Origin of the sequence: Ralstonia sp. Ralssp110, from assembly GCF_047325135.1 — a bacterium.
GTDB classification, from domain to species: Bacteria; Pseudomonadota; Gammaproteobacteria; order Burkholderiales; family Burkholderiaceae; genus Ralstonia; species Ralstonia mojiangensis.
In genome coordinates this window covers 82,945-100,443 of sequence record NZ_CP168608.1, presented here as the reverse complement: position 1 = coordinate 100,443, position 17,499 = coordinate 82,945, and the positions used below count along the sequence as shown (strand labels likewise).

Below are 17,499 nucleotides of genomic sequence, written 5' to 3'. Positions count from 1 at the left end.
GAACGGACCCAATCCGACGAACTGGGGGCGTTATTGGGAGACTTAAGTCTCTTGTCAGATGGAACGACAGCCGATCCTGCAGCATGGAGGGATTGGCTTCGATGTGTGGAAAAGGCTCGACATGGTGACGTAGACCCTGGCCTTGCCCTCAAATAGAGAGGGAGCGGTGACCCACCGCTCCCTCCAATCGGCTTTTTGCGTCGACTTCAACGAAACGGTCGATTCCAATACTGTTTTGCTGTCGATCGATGACACCAAGGTTGACGTGTCTGGCGTGATCGTTCACTTGCGACCCGGCATGTCCATCACTGTGTATATGGATGATCTGGACGAGCACGGAAACGTTGACATTCTTGTGGCCAACGGCGTTGTTGTAAGGAATGCGGAACTCAGCTGGGCCGCGCACGTAAAGTGGTGCTGCCGGATCGACGGCGATGGTATTCGTCCACAGTCTGAAATAGGGCGATGAAGCCGATGTTATCAAGAGCCGAGGACAAGCTATTTCGATTGATGCCGACTTCAACGGTCTTTATTCGCCCGACAAAGCGAGAGCGCAAAGTGAAGGCTGGTTTCTATTGGCCTGCGTTGTTGTTTGGAACCGCTTGGGCGTACTCGGAAGGCTTGATTGCGCACGGCGGCCGACTGGTAGCCACAGACGCGATGGCTGCCCTGATTGCCCTCTATGGAGACCAAACCGGTCACCCATCGGCGATTGGCGGTGCTTTGCTTCTGTTCATCGCAAAAAACTTCTACTGCGCAATCCGTGGGAGCCATTGGGTGCGTAGATCGTTACTTCAGCAAGGCTATAGGGCACTCATACAGCGACCCGGTAGCCAAGTCAGCGTCGTGTGACGCGATGTAGGGGCCAAATGCCACCACATCAACAGAAAGAGCAGTTTCAGGGGGAAGTTTCCGTGCAGTCACAACACCGCCCAGCCAAGCTGGCCGCGCTCATTGGCCTATGCGCCGTTTTCGTGCCACCGGTCGCCTTAGCGGCCGGCATCGTCACCGATGGCGGCACCGCCACGTCGGTAAGCGCTGGCGCCAACGGTCGCCAAACCGTCAACATCGCCCCCAGCGTTGGCGGTGTCTCACACAACACCTACACATCGTTCAACGTGGGCACGGCAGGCGCCGACCTGAACAACACCACGGTCGCCGCCCGGACGATCGTCAACCAGGTCACGAGCACCAACCCGTCGCTCATCCAAGGCAACATCGCCGTGCTAGGTCCACGTGCCAACGTCATCATTGCCAACCCGAACGGCATCACGGTAGACGGCGGCTCGTTCACCAACACCGGCAACGTCGCGCTCACGACGGGTCAGGTCTCCTTCAACGACTTCACCAACGGCACCGGCCAGTTGCAACGCAACGTGGTGCTCAACACCAGCTCGGGCGCGATCAACATCGGCCCGGGCGGTCTGGCCGGAGCGATGCTCAACCTGGAACTGATCGCCAAACAGGTGCGCGTGGCCGGCGCCGTGCAGAACAGTTTCACCAACCCCAATAGCAAGGTCCGTATCGTCGCCGGGGATAGCCGGGCTGAAGTCGACACCAGCGTCTCGCCCACCGACAACCTGGACCCCTGGGTCAGCTACAGCAGCACGGGCAGCGGTACGCCGCTGGGCTACGCCATCGATATTGCGTCGGGCGGATCACTGACCGGCGGCCGCATCGAGCTGATCGCCACCGACCAAGGCGCTGGTGTGCGCCACGCTGGCTCTGCCTTCGCCACGGCAGGGGACTTCGTGGTCAGCGGCTCCGGGGATCTGCAACTTGTCAGCGGCACCGTGCGGGCGGCCAACGACGTGCTGATCGGCTCAGCCGGTCTGACGGGTGGCGGTGCACTGACTGCCGCGCGCAACCTCCAGATCGCTTCCAATAAGGTGCACCTTGACAGCAGCACCCTGTCGGCGGGCACGGCCGTCCAGGCTGGCAGTATCGTCATCGGCAGCACGGGCCAACTTCATACCGAGCTCGTCACCGTCGACCACAGCACGCTAAGCGCAACCGGTGGCGTTGGTCTGTTCGATGCAGGTGCCGGCGTCTCGATGACGGCGACCCAGTTGAACGCGACGCAGAACGTGATCGCGCAGGTCAATTCACTGACGCTGGGTGCAGACGTGTCCGGCACGAGCCAGTGGACTTCGCAACAGGGCACGGTAGCGATCACCGCGCCCGGGGCAGTGCAGCTCACCGGCAGCAAGATCAATGGCGTGGGGGGCACATCCGTTCAGGGGGGGTCAATCGCACTGATGTCCGGAAACGGCAACGCGAGCACCGCGCAGTCCTCGGGAGGCGACGTTACGCTCAACGCCACGGCTGGCTACAGCCAGACCGATTCCAGCGTCATCGCCGCAGGCAATGCCACGATTCACGGCAGCAGCGTCGCCATCGCGTCGTCTGCGTTGCCGGCCGCCGTCGCGGCCACGGCTGGCGGCGTACTGATCCAGAGTGATACCGATCTGACGAACACGGCGGGCCTGATCCAGGGCCAGACGCGCAATACCGGTGCAGCAGCCTCCGAGGGTGCCGTCACGCTGCTCGCCGGCGGCACGATTCGCATCGATGCGTCGGCAGGTACGCAGGGCATCCTCTTCGGCAAGAACGACGACGTGGTGCTGCGCGCCGGTGGCGACATCGTCAACCACCAGAGCCGAATTTTGTCGAACGCCAAGCTGACTCTGGCTGCCCAGGGCGATGTGCAGAATCTGCTCGACAAGACCATTGGCGTGAACGGCGAACAACCGGCGACCTGGACCAGCAGCGGCACCCGCTGGCTCTTCTTGCGCAACCACAGTGCGGGCTTTGACGTGGACTACGGCAGCATCCCGACAGTCGGGCAAGTTCCGTACCTCGTCTCGCAAGCCGGTACTACGATCACCGGGCGCAACGTCAGCAACATCGGTGGGCAGATGCTGGCCAACGGCAGCGGCGACATCAGCATCACGGCCGCGAACGTCTTCCACAACGAAGCGCTGGCCAGCGGCTCTGCTCACTTCAGCCGCAGCTGCATGATTTTTTGCCGCAGCAGCGCATCGAGCACCATTGCGACCACGGGTGGCGCGATCTCCGCTGGCGGAAATCTGACGATCCATGCGGGAACGCTCGCCGAGAACATCGGCGGCCAGGTGCTTTCGGTCGGTGACATGACGGTCACGGCGCCCAAGGTGCGCGCGGTCGGTATCACAGGCTACACCGCACTCGCCCGTGACCGCGGGTTCAAGGCGTTCTTTGGCGACAACTGGGCGCGCCTGTACTCCGCTGATGTGGGCGGCAACTGGCTGGCCATCGGCGGGGCGTTGACGATCAACGGCCAAGGCCAGATCGAAGGTGGCAGCTTTGACGGGCAGACCGTCACGGCCAGCAACGGCATCGTGACGCTGCGCGCCAGGTCGCGTCAGCCGGTGGCCATCGATTCGCACGTGGGCTTGACCTCGTGGCTGTGGCAGTGAGGCGATGTGTATGTTGCTGAAATTCACGCCGCTGGCCCTGGCAGCACTGCTGCTTGCAACGACCACCCACGCCCAGACCCCGCCGCTCGAAGACCCGGCCCAGCGTGCCTTGCGCGAACGCCAGGAGGCCGAGCGCCGCCGCGAGGCCAACCAACCTCCGCCGCAAATTCAGGTGCCGCAGGCTGTGCCGGACGCCGCGAACGTCGAATCCGTGGCTGAGCCCGGCACCACCTTTGCCATTCACCGGATCCAATTGAGCGGCAATACGGTGCTTGACGACGCCACGGTGGCGGGCATCACCCAGCCGTTTGTCGATCGCGATCTGGGCACCAACCGCATCAACCTGCTGCTTCGCAGGCTCACCGAAGCGTTCGTGCAACGCGGCTTCGTCACCACGCGCGCCTACTTGCCGCCGCAGAACCTCAAAGAGGGCGTTCTGACCATCGCCGTCGTGCCGGGCAAGGTGGAGAGCCTGCAGATCAACGGGAAGACGGTCCGGACCTCCGTGCCGAACCAGCCGACCGCCAGCGGTACGCAGAACGGTGGTTGGCTGACCGACGCCGGTACCGTCTGGTCCATGCCCACCGTGGGTGAGACGCTAAAGCTGACTGACCTGGAGCAGGGTGTCGACCAGATCAACCGCCTGCGCCGCAACCAGGCCGAGGTGCAGATCCTGCCTGGCCAGAGCCCTGGCGCCTCGGTCATTGCGCTGACCAACCAGCCGGGCGACCGCTTCCGTTTCAACGTGGGAACGGACAACTACGGCAGCCGTGCCACCGGCACCACGCGTTTGCGTGCCGGCATCGATGCAGACAATGCGCTCGGCTTCCAGGAGGCGCTGTCGCTGTCCTACATCGGCACGACCGACACCAATGCCGCCATTGCCTCGGCGGCGGTGCCGTTCGGCTACAACACCTTCAGCTATACCGGCTCGTTCTCGGAGTACAACAACCTCATCGGCGATACGGCGCTCGTCTACGGCCGCACCTTTGCGCACACCTTTGGTTGGAACCGCGTAATCGAGCGCGACCAAGCCGGGCGCACCGCGTTTGACGTTACGCTCACGCACCGGCGCACTGAGCGCGAGGTCAACAATCTGCTGCTCGATCCGCAGTTTCTGACGGTGGTGCGGGTCGCCATCAACGGGCTGCGCAAGTTCGCCGTGAACAACCAAGGCGGCTATGCCACCTGGGAAGTCGGCGTCACGCGCGGCATGCGCACGCTCAGCGCTAGCCAGGATGCCCCAGATATCAGACGTGACGAAGCGCACAGCCAGTTCTGGAAGCTCGATGGCAACGCCAGTACGCAGTTGCCCCTTCCGAGCTTTGGCAAGGCTGCGTTGGCGTACCGCGGCCAGGTGTCTGCGCAGTGGTCGAATGTGGCGCTGTTCGGTTCGGAACAGATCTTTGCGGGTGGTATGAGCTCGGTTCGGGGCTTCCGCGAGGGCCTCATCAGCGGAGACCGTGGACTGACCTTGCGCAACGAAGCCGTGTGGGCGAATGCGCCTTCGGCTGGGGGCGTGCGGATCGAGCCCTACGTCTTCCTGGATGGAGGCCAGACGCAGTTGGTGGCCACGCAGCACTGGCAGTACGTGGCGGGTACCGGTGTAGGGGTGCGGCTATCGGCGGCTTATGGCAAGAACGTGCTGACCAGTGAGTTGCTGCTTGGCCGTGCGCTGGTGCAGCCGGCCGAGCTCGGCGCCAAGCCGACGGTCCTGTTGGCGACCTTGAACTGGACTTATTGAGCAACGGGTACGCCAATCCGACACCTAGGATCATGAACATGAAGATTCCCAAAGGCGCAACGATCAAGGCTGCATACCGTTCAGCCTTTCAAATTCCATTGCGTCACCCTTTGCTTACGGTGCTCACCACCGTTGGTCTTCTGATGCTGACCGTAGCGGGTACCAACGGGGAGTTCCGACCCTGGTTTTTCATGACGCTGCTCATGATGGCGCAGACACTCGTAACGGTGCCGCTGCAAGTGGCCGGATATCGACTCGTCCTGCGCCGAGAGGCGAATAACCAAGCGTGGTCGCTTCAGACGGTCGCCTTCTGTCTTCTTGCGGTGTTGTCGGGCGCAGGGTTCATGTTGATCGCCAAGCTGCGATTGATGTTGGGCTTGATCGGTGCGGTTGGTCAGTTTGGGCTCTATTACCTGTACTACCGCCTCATTCTGGCTTTGCCCGCTTTGGCGACGGATGCTGGACGTTCCCCTCTCCGCCTTTCGTGGAATGCGACGGCAGGGCGCGTCTGGTCGATCTTTGTCGTCATGACCGCTGGCACGGCGCCCATCATTGTGGCGTCCGTGCTGATGCTGACAACGGGACAGGTCTCTATGGTTGGCGTTTCTCAGACGCCGATTGGATCGGTGTTACAGGCGGCGACCGCAGTGATCTCAACGTTCCTGGTCGTGGGGTCCATTTCGGCGATCTATCAGAACTTGCTGGGCGGGTTGGACTTCCCTAGTGGACCTGATGAGGTAGCACCGAGCGACGCTGTCCCACTTGGCTAAATGGCACGCGCCGCTATTGTCGACGCCGACTTTGCACTGAACTTATTGACAAGGATTTCTGACATGAACACAACGATCCACCGCTTCGCCATAACTGCATTGGCCGCAGCATCGATTTCATCCGCATGGGCTGACGCCCTGCCGGCGGGTGCTGTGGCCGTCGTCAACGGCACGCAGATCACGCAAGCCCAGTTGGACCGAGCGATTGCACAGACTGGTGTGGCCGCGAATCCGAACGTCTTACAAGCGCTCAAGCAGCAGCTGATCGCGCGTGAACTGTTCCGCCAGCAGGCTGCCAAGAATGCAGCCTACGAAAAGCTGCCGGCGGTGAAACAAGCCGTACAGGAGGCGCATGACGCGGCCATCACTCAGGCTTGGCTGAAAGACAACATCAAGCCCGCGCCGGTGACGGATGCGCAAGTCAAAGCGCGCTATGACGCGATCGTCTCCAGCCTGGGCGACAAAGAATACAAGCCACGTGTGATCCAGGTGGGCGACGATGTCACCGCCGCGCAGGTCATCGCGCAACTGAAGCAGAGCGGCGATTTCGCCAAGTTGGCACAGCAGTACAGCACGGCGCCGAACAAGGCGCGTGGCGGCGAGATGGATTGGGTGAGCTTCAAGGTGCCGGCCGAAGAGGGCAAGACGCAGAACTTGCCGCTGGCACTTGCGCGCGAGATTTCTGCACTGCAGTTGGGTGCGACCAGCGCTGCCCCAGTCGAAGTGGGTAACCAGCGCTACATCGTGAAGCTCGATGCGATGCGGCCGACGCAAGTGCCTGCATATGACGCCGTAAAGCCGGCCATTAAGCAGGCGTTGGAGACGGCGGAACTCGAACGCGCCACGGTACAGGTAGTCGGAAACTTGCTGAAGACTGCCAAGGTCGTTCAGTGAGGCCCGTCAACTGCAAATCTCGGTGACGCGGTCCGGTAGCCGGTCATGGATGGCAACCGGCCGGCATTAACGGTCAGCACAACCTTCACGCACAAGGAGCGCGCGTGCAACAAGTTTTGAGTAAAACCTTTGGTGGGCTCTCCCGCCCGTATTACTTCCGACATTTTGTATACGGCCTGATCTTTCCCGTCTTCATCTTCTGGATGTTGTCGCACGCGAAGCCATCGTCCGGGCAGCACGCGTTCCCCTTCACGCTCGTGATTATCGCGATCCTCAATACCGTTCTCTATCCCTACGCACGGTTCGTCTACGAGGGCGTGATTGGCTTCTTGATGGGCTCGAACGTGTTGTTCGTCAATGCCTTCATCGCCCTGTGGTGGAAGTTGGTCACGATGGCACTTTGCTGGAGTCTGGCGATCTTCATCGCCCCGATCGGCCTCGGCTACCTGTACTTCCATCACAGCAGGGCGCGATAGCCCGCTGGCTGCAAAGGAAATCGCTTTGGGACAGAAGGCAACGCCTCCCATGATTTGGCACAGCGGCGGCTGGGTCCGGTCGGCACCGTCGGTCGCGAAACCGCTAAAGCAGACGGCGGCTCCGACGCCGGATCGGGCTGCGAAGCGCGAACTTTGGTTGACCCGCGCCTGGAGACGCAGAGCTGACGGGGCATCGACGCTCTACGCGGGTGATTTCCGCATCCTGGTGTCCTTCACGGGTCGCTCATGGAGTTACAACATCGAGACGGTTAAGGGCGAGCCGGCGAGTTGGTCGAAGTCCGGCTTCGCCAGCCTGCCAGACGCCAAGATGGCCACCTTCGACAAGATCACGCGCTTGCAAAGAGCGTCAGCGTAAGTCGCCCACCCATACGTCGGCGGCTTCGTAGCGCCGCTTACCGCCCGTTTTGCGGCAGCGTGACGAGGAACAGCAGGTGACCTTGCGCACTTCAGTGATTTGCGCGGATCTTTCTGGGGTGCTACATACCACCAATGGTCGCCGGCGCACCCCCACTCCAGTTTGCGAACGTTATTCAGTGGATGGAAACCCAACAGTTGTTGGAACGGTAGACAGCGCGCAGCTCCTTCAAGAACTCCAACCTTCGCCTGCGCGCGCCCGAAAACATCCGAATCTGGCGAGGCCATCGCCGCCCATCGTTCCTGCCGAAGAAATGATTGCGCGCTTCGGCGGACTTGAACCGTAAATGCGACACCCTCAAAACCTTGCGGTCATGCAGTGGCGCTGACACAAACATGCGCCATGGATGCATGTCGAACAATACGCCAGGCGGATACGGCAGCGAATTGCCTCCGCGCTGTGGAGGGGCGCCCATCCACTCGAATACAAGAATGACTTCGTCCGCCTCGTGTTGGTTGTGCCGGTAACCTGGTCGCGAATCGTAACAGTTCAGACCGCTGTCCCCGTTCCATGCAGAGGTACTGAACGGAATAAATCGCGCCGATTTGATTATGCTGATTGCTTGCCACAGACCTGTATGGTGAAATAGCTGCATTTATTTTGTGAACGTCTGGTGAGTTTTAAGAATAATCATGCTACAAAATCGGACCAAGTCTATTGCTTTTCTGTACCTGTTCGCTGCACTGCTGTTATACGCTGCAGTCACCTTGGCGGTGGCGGCGTTGGCTGTGCCGGCCGGCGACAAGGATTTTCTGCACATGGATAGAACGTTTGGTCCGCTGGCCAGCAACGTGCCTGGTGCAGCAATTTGGCCAGCGATCATGGACCTGCACGGCAAGCTGGGCGGAGTTTTTCCGACACCGCTGGCGGTTCTGGCGTGCCTGATTCTCCTGAGCATGACCGCGCTCTCTCGGGCGAAAAGCATCAGCCGGCAAATGCGGAAGGATGCGGCGACTGCGCGCGACGAAGCTATTCGGCAACGCGTTCGTAAGCACGGCGCATAGTCACGCAGCGCGGCGTTCAGTTGCGAGCTTGCGCGCCACCGGCTGTCGGCCAAATTTCGGCAATCAGCTTCCTCCAATGCTGTCTGATTTTAGATGCGCGAATATCTGTATTCAAAAAATCTAATTATTTCGCTTCCTTAACCTGGTGGCGACTATTATTTACTGCTTTGGGTGTGGCGTACATTTAGAATAATGCGCCCGCCTTGTTGCAGTACGTCGGGCGTCTAGCAACAACTGACATGCCACTGATGGACGCCACGACCCTTCTTCAGAACCTCTTCGCACCAACACGCCGCCTATACACGCTGGAAGGCGATGGACCGCTTGCGGACCTTGCGGTGGAAGCCTGGCTCGGTCGGGAGGCGCTGTCCGAGCTGTTCGAATGGCGTGTGGTGGCCGTAAGCGCCAATGCGCGCATCGCACTCAAATCGTTGCTGGGCCAGCGCGTCACGCTGGTCACAACGCTGGCCGATGGCACGCAGACCAAGCGCACAGGCCTGATCCGTTTGGCTGAGAAGCTTGGCGCGGATGGCAGCCTCACGCGCTATCGCCTGACCATGGTGCCCTGGTTCTGGCTGACCACGCAGCAGCGCCATAGCCAGGTGTTCCAAAACCGGCCCCTGCCCGACATCATTGAACAGATGCTGTCGCCGTACGAGCCGTATGCCTCGTGGCGCTACGCGGCCGGTGCTGAAGCGCGCATGGCCGACTTCGGTACACGCGCACACATCGCCCAGTTTCGCGAGACCGACTACCACTTCGTTACGCGCCTGCTGGCCGAAGCGGGGCTCGGTTTCACCACGGTGGAAGACGACCAGGCGCATGGCGGCCACACGCTGGTGATCTTTGCCGACAGCACGCAACTACAGGAAGACGCGGAATCAGCTGCGGCGGGCGGTATCCGCTTCCACCGCGCGCACAGCCTGGAAGAGCGCGACGCAATTCAGCAACTCGCTTGCCATAGCCGCACAACGGTGAGCGGCGTGGCGGTGGCAGCGTGGGACCCGGAAGGCAAGCAGAGCGCTCGCGCCCACGCGCCTGCCCGCTTCGCCACCAGCGCGGGGAGCCCGGATGCGTATCTGTCGATCAGTCCGTCGCTGGCCCCCGATTCCGCCAATGCCCAGCGCATTGCCGAACAGGTCATGGAAAGCCTGGAGGCGCGCGCGCTGTTGTTTTCGGGGCGTGGCACGGTGCGTACGCTACGCAGCGGCACGCGCCTGCAGGTGGTGGATTGCCCGCACCTGCCGCAAGACGTGGAAGGCGCCTATCCGCTGTTGATGGATCTGGTCGAACACTGCGGCATCAACAACCTGACCGTCGATACGCACAACGCGCTCAGCCAGCGTTTGGGGGGGCTCGACGCCGCGCTGGAATTCGATACGCCGCCCAGCGCACCGGAATCCGGCCCTGGCATCTTCGGTTTCCAGGAGGCAGAAGGCCCCGTCGAGCGCAACGCCCCAACTGGCGATCTGCTCAAGGCCGCACGCACGCACGGCTACGCGGGAATGTTCCGCGCAAGCGATGCACGTCGGCCGTGGCGCCCCGCTGTGACGGAACCCGATTGCGGCCGCCTGTACGCCGCACCTACCGCGCAAGGCGTGCACAGCGCTATCGTGGTCGGCCCGGACGGCCAGACGCAGGCAGGCGGAGAGGGCGAACACCACGCCACCCCCGCAGGCGAAATCCGCGTGCGCTTCCCTTGGCAACAAGGCGAGCGTGCGGATGACCGCAGCAGCCGCTGGGTGCGGGTCGCGCAGCGGCAGGCCGGTTCCGGCATGGGCTGGCAATGGCTGCCGCGTATCGGGCAGGAAGTGCTCGTCAAGTTCAGCGAAGACGACATCGATCAGCCCGTCGTGATCGGCTCGTTGTACAACGGCCAGGGCGAGGCCGGCATTGCGCCCACGCCGGGCGGGCAGGGCGCATCCGACCAAAACGACAGCACAGCCCTCTACAAGCAAGGCAGCGACAGCGCTGCGAGCGCGCAAGGCAACGTGGCCGGCGGCCACAGCCCCGCCTGGCACGGGATGGGCACGGAGGCCGAAGGCCACCGCAACGCTGCCGCTCACACCGGCTTCAAGAGCGCGGAACACGGTGGCAGCGGTTACAACCACCTCGTCTTTGATGACAGCGACGGCCAGTTGCGCACGCAGCTCGCTACCACGCAGCAATTCAGCCAGCTCAACCTTGGGCATCTCGTCCATCAGCAAGACAATCGGCGCGGCAGCTTCCGCGGCCAAGGCTTCGAGTTGCGCACCGATGGCCACGCCGCCGTGCGCGGCCAGGCAGGCCTGCTGCTGACCACCTACCGCGACGCCAGCAACGGCAAAGCCGTGCCCACCGGCGACAACGCGGCAGGCATTGCGCTGATCAAGCAAGCCAAGGAATTGACGTCATCGCTGGGGCAAGGCGCGGTCACGCATCAGTCGACTTCACTTGACACCGCCAAGAACGACGGTGCCCCGCTGGCCAAGCAAGCCAAGGCGGTGGCCGGCATGGTCGACGGCAAGGCGCTCGACGCCGCCAAGCAGGACGCCAGCGCTGGCAACACCGCCACGCAAGGCAAGGTGCCGCATCAGGGCGAGGCCATTGCCCACCTGGCGGGCCGCGCGGGCCTCGTCATGGTGGCGGGGCAAGACCTGCAGCTCGCCAACGGCGAGAGCATCGCGCTGGGCAGCGGCCAGGACACCAACCTCGCCGTCGGCAAGCAGGCACGCATGCACGCTGGTCAGGCGATCGGCGTAGCGGCAGGTCTGTCGAAAGCTGCCGACAACAACGTCGGCCTGCAACTGACGGCTGGGCAAGACAACATCGACGTGCAGGCGCAGCACGACGTACTCAAGCTGATGGCCAAGCAGGACCTGAAGCTGGTGTCGGCCAATATGAATGTGGATTTTGCAGCCGCCAAGCGGATTCGCATCGCCACGGCCGGCGGAGCGTCGATCACGCTCGAAGGTGGGAATATCACCGTGGAGTGTGCGGGGCCGATTACCTACAAATCAGCGGAACGCAAATTCGACGGACCGGTGAATCAGTCCTACGCGCTGCCGACGTTCCCGCAAAGCGTCTGTCTCGAATGTCTATTGAAGGCGGCCACCTCGGGTTCTCCCGTGGCGCGAGTGTAGACAGGTAATTGAAGAGGTCTTTTATGTATTTCGCGGTTGATTCCCGTGATCCTGATGTGTGGGTAGACAGCCTATTGCAGACCATCGACGCTGCGCCAGACGCGCACTGGTTTGCCCTGGTCGATGGTGTGTTCGACTACGGCCGCAAGCCCTTCGCCGCACCACTGCAATCCTTTCCACTGTACGGGGCTACCAGCAGGCTGCAGGAGTTGCTGCCCGCCTCGCCCTATCTGTTGCCGCTAGACCGGCGTGCCGGCGTGGACTTGGGCGGCATCCTAAACGCGCTGGGCAAGCACTGTCAGGGACGCCCGATGCTCAGCTTTGTCGCGTCGTGGCAACCGGCAGAACACCTAGTGCGCCTGTGGCAGCCCTGCTTACAGCCGATGGTGGTCGAGGACGGGTCGCGTTATCTACTGCGCTTTGCCGACACGCGCGTCCTGCTGGCACTTCCGGGAGCAATGAACCCTACTGGATGGTCGCAAATCACTGCGCCGCTACTGCACTGGTGTTACGTCGATCGGGCCGGCGAACTGGAAACGCTGTGGCTCTCAGAATCGCATGCAGAACCAGCGACGTATCCGATCGAGCAACTCGTGTTGCCACAAGCAGACATTGACCGGATGATCGACGCAGCCATGCCGGACGCCATCCTCGACCTGATCGATAGGGAATCACCGGGCAGCCTTCCTGCTACGGGCAGGGCTGATGGCTACCGCCTTGTCTCCCAAGCCTGTGCGCTGGCCAAGAAGTACTCGATCGACTCGACACCGGATACTGTTGAACTCGCGGCGCACGCGCTCGCGAGCAATGGAGCAGACCTGCGGGAGCCAGGGTTCTTGGCTTTGCTGGGCGACGCTCACCGTGAGCCGGGGGCGTTACAGAATTACTTGCGTGCGACCAAAGACACGGCTATCGAGATGGGTTCAGCATGAATGCAAAGACGATAAAACGATTGTGTGCAGTAGTGCTTGCAGGCGCGCTGTTAGGTCTCACTGCGTGCAGCAAAGCGGAGGCGCCCAAGGCGGCGGCCGTCGAGGAAGATGATTCACTAGGCGGCTCCATCGGCGTGATCAACTACACCGATATCCCGATCGGCGCGGTTTATGTCAACGGTCAATGGGCGGGAGGGATGGTTGCGAACGCAGGGGGAACCAAATGGATCGGCAGCGTGTCCGTGCCCAGACATTGGGACCCGAACTTCAAGGTGACAGTCAAGTGGAGTGACGACGAGTTGTTCCACAAAGACGAAAAGGCGCTCTACGAGAAAAAGGTGCCTCTTGAAAAGTATCCGCCCAAAGGCGGCTCCTACATCTATGTCGCGTTCTTCCCGAATCACGAGGTAAAGGTGTATTTGACCGACTGGCTACCCGGCTGGGAAGGCGATCCATACCATCTTGAAGAACCAAAGCAAGCCTGCCTCAAACGTCGAGCGGGGAAGGATCGGGATCTGTGCTACAGCCCAGATCACCGCGCATCAGCCGCAAGTGCCCCGCAGGCGAAATAGCTTTGATGCATCAGTTCTTCCGTTGCCGCCTTTGACCATAACTTGCCGATGACCATTGTTCGCTTTGCTCCGACGTGCCCAGACAAGCCGTTCGAACTCTCGCAGGAGGAGATGTCGCGCAAGAATTCTTTGCTGAACGTCAACCTTAAGGTTCCTCCTCCATGCGAAGAAGAACTGCACTTTGGCTTCTTTTTCGATGGCACGCGCAATAACTCGGACAATGATCGGCCAAGGCAGGCACACAGTAACGTGGCCCGACTAGCTGACCTATTTGACGTTGAACTCAAGCAGACCGAATTGCGGCAATACCGATTTGCTAGCTACGCCGCGGGAGTCGGCACGCCGTTCTATAAGCAAGTTGGCGACCTTGGTATCGGCATCCACGCCGTCGCTGGCGCGGCAGCTGGCTGGGGTGGGGAGTGCCGCATTAACTGGGGCTTGCTGCAGTTACATAACCACGTTCATGCCCACTACCACGGCCAGCCTCTGACTGATGGTCCCTCGGATCGTGAACTCGTCAAGCAAATGAGCGCTGACATCAACGCGCCAGAGATCCAGATGTCTAACATCGGTAGCAGCGCCACGATCGAGCGCGAACTGCAAGGCAAGTATCGCGCCCGTGGTGAGTTCGACCGTAACCTACGCGCGACCGTTGGCTCATTCGCTTCACTCACAACGGTCGCGCGCACCAACTGGCGCGAAGTCAACACCAAGGGCCGGCGTCGTGTGCTCAACGAGCGTAAGGCAGCGCTGGCCAAAGCTCTGGGCAACCTACCCAAGGAGCGCAAACCGATCATCAAGCGCATTCGTCTGCACGTCTTTGGCTTCTCGCGCGGCTCCGCGCAGGCGCGCGTGTTCTGCAACTGGCTTCGTGATGCCTGCGACGCCAATGGAGAGAAACTCAGCCTTTGCGGCATTCCAGTCCAGATCGATTTCTTGGGCCTATTCGATACCGTGGCATCGGTCGGCATCGCCCAAAGCATGATTGAGACGATGGCGTCAGGGCACGGCGCCTGGGGCCAGAAGCGCTGGATGCGCATCCCGGGCCCCGATCTCGTCAAGCGCTGCGTTCACTTGGTGTCAGGCCATGAAGTGCGTGGCTCCTTCCCGCTGGACAGTGCACATGGCGACAACGTCGAAGAGTTCGTCTACCCCGGTGTGCACTCGGATCTTGGCGGAGGCTACGAGCCCGGTGAACAAGGGCGCGGGTGCCGCATCGATTGGACGCCAGACGATAGCGCCAAGTTGTCGCAGGTCCCGCTATCGCACATGTACCGTGAAGCCATCATCTCGGGAGTTCCTCTGAAGAGCCCAAAAGCGGCGCCAGCGGAATTGCAGAAGCAGTTCCGCGTTGACCCAGACTTGATCAAAGCCTTCAATGCGTACCGCACAGCGACCTCAGATACCGGCGCAACGACCACTCCGGACCTGGTTCATCTCCACTATGGCTACTTCCTGCGCTGGCGCCATCGGTGGCTCGGCAAGGTGGGCAGCATGCCGAGCGTGCAGCACGCCGCCAAAACAGATCAGACCGACTTGCTGACCTCCGATGCCGAATTGGCTGAGGAATTGAAGTGGGTCAAGCGCTATTCGAGCTACCAGAATTTGGTGCCGAGCTGGGCCAAGGGCCACTATCTCGGCTGGATCATGGAAGGCGGGAAGTGGTCGGTCGAGGCCGGTGCAAGCAGTTTGGGTGCGCTGATATCTGGAGTCGCCGGCGTGGGCGGTCGTCCCGCTTTACAGAATACCGTACCCGAGGCGCCGGGTGGGCCTATCGCCTATATTCCCGCCGTCGGCGCTGTGCAAGGCGCGATGCTGTTCTTTCGCGCCAAGCAGGCACTCGGCTTAAAGTTCGACAGTTGGGGTGCGGTGCAAAGCGCATGGGAGAACACGGACGTGCCGCAAGCGGTCGACCTGTTCTTCTCGCGCTACGTGCATGACTCACGGGCTTGGTTCAAGCCGCTGGGCGACGACAACGACGTCTGGTATCGCAAACAGCAGAGCGCGCTCGATGCGGTAGCCGCCAAGGATGCCGCGCTGAAGAATCCGCCTCCGGTGAAGATCACTGCGCTCACTGCCAAGGTCGGAGTGCCGCCACCCCCACCGTTAACGAAAGAAGAACAGCAGCAGTTGCAACTGCAGGCCCGTCTTAAGCAGCAACGCGAAGCCAAAGGACAGTCGGAAGAGGACGCACTCAAAGATCCGGCCTATACCGAACAGTTGCCGCAGCAAACCAGTGGCCGCGAACTGTGGCAGATGTGGGGCTTCCTGCGATGGCGTACCGTCTATGGCGACAAGTACATGGACTATCGTGCTGCCTTCCCTCAACTGGCGGGCCAGGACGCCGCAACACTCCGAAGACGCATGAAATCACTTGAGTCGCAGCTCAAGCAGATGCGATCTCGCTCAGAAGAACTCGGAAAAACATTGAGCGGAATGGGCAGCACTGGCATGCCGCCGCAGGACATGTTGAACGAATGGGGTGGGCTGAATCAGGGTATTCAAGCTACGGAAGAAGAGATGGCGGCCATCACGGCATTCATGGAGGAGTTGGATGGCAACGGTGGTTAGGGCAGCTGCTGTCCAAATCAAAGTTGCAGTAGGCCGCTTCCGAGATGCCGTGCTTGCGACATAGCCCTGCCGGCTCAGACCTGCCTCGGCTTCATTCAGCACGTTAATAAACTGCTCATCGGTGAATCGCTTCTTCATGACCGCTCCTCTTCGGAATGGACTCTACATCGTCAGCGTATTAATCTCCGGGTGTTGGCGCGCAGCTAAATTTGACCCACGGGGGGTCAATTCTGCTCGCGCGTTAACATTCTGAACACCATCCCTAGGACGTCGATTCTCGGACGCTTACCACATACACGTACTTGCCTGCCGGATCAATGGTGAGCGACAGCGGCCCGAGCCCGACGGCCACTGCCGTGCCAATGGCTGTGGGCCTCAAAAGCGCGAGCGCCGTGGCCGTCTTCTGCAACACATGCACAAGAGGTACTTTCTGGCTCCGGGGCGATCCTTGACGATGCGCGCGCATGGCTCGACAGGGATGATCGGCAGACCACTCTCACGCGTTGCTGGCACTGGATGCGGGTTCCGTCTGTTCAACCGCCCGCACCGTCATGGACTTTCTGCCGAACCACCGATGCAGCAGGCGGCGCCAGGTCGTCCACATAGGTGAACGCCACGGGGACGACCAGCAGACTGAGCGCGGTTGAGGTGAGGAGTCCACCGATCACTGCAACAGCCATGGGCTGGCGGAAACTAGCATCCGCGCCCAGGCCCAGCGCGATGGGCAGCATGCCGGCGATGGTCGATGAATTTCAGGACATGTCGCCGGGCCGTGCGCGGTTGGTTAAGGCACTGTTGGCACAGCACAGGGACAGTGTGCTTTTTGGGGTGGGCGACGACTGGCAGGCGATCTACGGATTTACCGGCTCAGATCTTCAGCTGTTCATGGGGTTCGAGAAGGTTTTTGGCGCGACCTCCGAAAATCTGTTGTCCAAGACCTTCCGGTCCACGATCAAAAACGATCCACTGCTGGAAATGATGCTGTCCATGCACGACACGTTTCCATTCGCCGAAGAGCGGCGGCTGTTCTATGTTGCACTGACGCGTGCCAAGAATAAGTGCTTTGTCTTTTTCAGGCAGCGAGATATTTCGCCGTTCGCTCTGGAGTTGATGAGCCCGGAATTCAGCAAAGCCATTACGTATCGAGCAGGCCCGTTGCCGAAACGCTGTGGCACGTGTGGCAAAGGATTCTTGCTGCCCCGCCCGAGCCACTTCAACAAGCCGTTCCTCGGATGCTCCCGCTATTCGCCGAATGGTGGCTGTGAGCACCAAGAGACGATTTAATGCCGTCGGAGCCTTGTTTCCTGATCGCACCCAGTACGCATTTCCCCCAAACCAATTGACGAACTCTTAGCGAGGCGCAGCAGTATTACCTCCCGCCATCAGCGCATACTGCAAGAAGGATTCCTCGCTAGGGGTCAGCAGGATTCGCTACCAGCCCGGCCACAGTCTCCCAACGCGTTCAGCAACCGGAAGCAATGCATCTCGTAGGACGCCGAGACTCAGCAGAAGCCGTGGTA

General features: G+C 61.1%; 13 protein-coding genes and 1 pseudogene. 13 read left to right on the top strand and 1 reads right to left on the bottom strand.

The window, feature by feature from the left end:
* The first annotated feature begins 166 nt into the window (after positions 1-166).
* The 12 genes from ACEN9T_RS00430 to ACEN9T_RS00375 all read left to right on the top strand — a co-directional run bounded on the left by ACEN9T_RS00430 (position 167) and on the right by ACEN9T_RS00375 (position 15,979).
* Positions 167-469 (top strand): hypothetical protein, encoded by a 303-nt coding sequence (locus ACEN9T_RS00430; RefSeq protein WP_413705553.1) that lies wholly within the window; start codon positions 167-169, stop codon positions 467-469.
* Between the two features lie 445 nt (positions 470-914).
* Positions 915-3,458, top strand: a complete 2,544-nt coding sequence (locus tag ACEN9T_RS00425; RefSeq protein ID WP_413705552.1) for a filamentous hemagglutinin N-terminal domain-containing protein — start codon at positions 915-917, stop codon at positions 3,456-3,458.
* Positions 3,459-3,468: 10 nt separating this feature from the next.
* Positions 3,469-5,202, top strand: coding sequence for a ShlB/FhaC/HecB family hemolysin secretion/activation protein (locus ACEN9T_RS00420; RefSeq protein WP_413705551.1), 1,734 nt, complete (start codon positions 3,469-3,471; stop codon positions 5,200-5,202).
* Between the two features lie 38 nt (positions 5,203-5,240).
* The gene (locus ACEN9T_RS00415) at positions 5,241-5,972 is read left to right on the top strand and encodes a hypothetical protein (protein WP_413705550.1); all 732 of its coding nucleotides are present in this window, start codon (positions 5,241-5,243) and stop codon (positions 5,970-5,972) included.
* A 63-nt stretch (positions 5,973-6,035) separates the two neighbouring features.
* Entirely contained in the window at positions 6,036-6,866 is an 831-nt protein-coding gene (locus ACEN9T_RS00410) for a peptidyl-prolyl cis-trans isomerase (protein WP_413705549.1), read from the top strand.
* A 104-nt stretch (positions 6,867-6,970) separates the two neighbouring features.
* A complete protein-coding gene (locus ACEN9T_RS00405; RefSeq protein WP_413705548.1) occupies positions 6,971-7,342 on the top strand; it encodes a hypothetical protein in 372 nt (123 codons plus the stop codon).
* A 49-nt stretch (positions 7,343-7,391) separates the two neighbouring features.
* On the top strand, positions 7,392-7,718 hold the full coding sequence (locus tag ACEN9T_RS00400; protein ID WP_413705547.1) for a hypothetical protein: 327 nt from the start codon (positions 7,392-7,394) through the stop codon (positions 7,716-7,718).
* Positions 7,719-8,410: 692 nt separating this feature from the next.
* Entirely contained in the window at positions 8,411-8,782 is a 372-nt protein-coding gene (locus tag ACEN9T_RS00395; protein ID WP_413705546.1) for a hypothetical protein, read from the top strand.
* A gap of 248 nt (positions 8,783-9,030) precedes the next feature.
* Positions 9,031-11,904, top strand: a complete 2,874-nt coding sequence (locus ACEN9T_RS00390; RefSeq protein ID WP_413705643.1) for a type VI secretion system Vgr family protein — start codon at positions 9,031-9,033, stop codon at positions 11,902-11,904.
* Between the two features lie 23 nt (positions 11,905-11,927).
* Positions 11,928-12,836, top strand: a complete 909-nt coding sequence (locus tag ACEN9T_RS00385; RefSeq protein ID WP_413705545.1) for a DUF4123 domain-containing protein — start codon at positions 11,928-11,930, stop codon at positions 12,834-12,836.
* A complete protein-coding gene (locus ACEN9T_RS00380; RefSeq protein ID WP_413705544.1) occupies positions 12,833-13,408 on the top strand; it encodes a DUF3304 domain-containing protein in 576 nt (191 codons plus the stop codon). Before ACEN9T_RS00385 ends, ACEN9T_RS00380 begins: the two co-directional genes overlap by 4 nt.
* Positions 13,409-13,456: 48 nt before the next feature.
* Positions 13,457-15,979 (top strand): T6SS phospholipase effector Tle1-like catalytic domain-containing protein, encoded by a 2,523-nt coding sequence (locus tag ACEN9T_RS00375; protein WP_413705543.1) that lies wholly within the window; start codon positions 13,457-13,459, stop codon positions 15,977-15,979.
* 496 nt (positions 15,980-16,475) lie between these two features.
* Here the strand turns inward: ACEN9T_RS00375 and ACEN9T_RS00370 are convergent.
* Positions 16,476-16,719: pseudogene (locus tag ACEN9T_RS00370) on the bottom strand (efflux RND transporter permease subunit); the annotation flags it as partial.
* Between ACEN9T_RS00370 and ACEN9T_RS00365 the strand changes: the two are divergent.
* Positions 16,658-17,263 carry a UvrD-helicase domain-containing protein gene (locus ACEN9T_RS00365; protein WP_413705542.1) on the top strand — a complete coding sequence of 202 codons (606 nt, stop codon included), beginning with the start codon at positions 16,658-16,660 and terminating at the stop codon, positions 17,261-17,263. The pseudogene ACEN9T_RS00370 and the gene ACEN9T_RS00365 overlap by 62 nt on opposite strands.
* Positions 17,264-17,499: the final 236 nt, after the last annotated feature.